This is a genomic window from Mesorhizobium sp. M2E.F.Ca.ET.209.01.1.1 (assembly GCF_004010375.2).
GTDB lineage: Bacteria > Pseudomonadota > Alphaproteobacteria > Rhizobiales > Rhizobiaceae > Mesorhizobium.
In genome coordinates, this window is record NZ_SADP02000987.1 from 1 (window position 1) to 303 (window position 303).

A 303-nucleotide genomic window follows, 5' to 3' on the forward strand; every position below is an offset into this window, starting at 1 on the left:
CCTGTCCACGCGCCTGCGCGACGTCGGCCTGGACCTGGGCAGCATCGGCCTGATCAGCCTGGCCAGCTTCTTCTACCTGCTCAAGTTCCTGTGGGCGCCGCTGCTGGATCGCTACGCCTTCCCGCTGCTGGGGCGGCTCGGCCGCCGCCGCTCCTGGCTGCTGGTGTCGCAGGTGCTGGTGCTGGTCGGGCTGGTCGCGCTGGCCTTCGTGCGGCCCGAACAGGGCGGGTGGCCGCTGGTGATGTGGGTGCTGGTGGCGTCGTTCGCCGGCGCCACCCAGGATTCCGCCGTCGATGCCTACCG

Annotated in this window: 1 pseudogene; it reads left to right on the forward strand. The window is 71.6% G+C overall.

Annotated elements, in window-relative coordinates:
• Positions 1-303 (forward strand): annotated as a pseudogene (locus EN852_RS38790) (hypothetical protein); the annotation flags it as partial.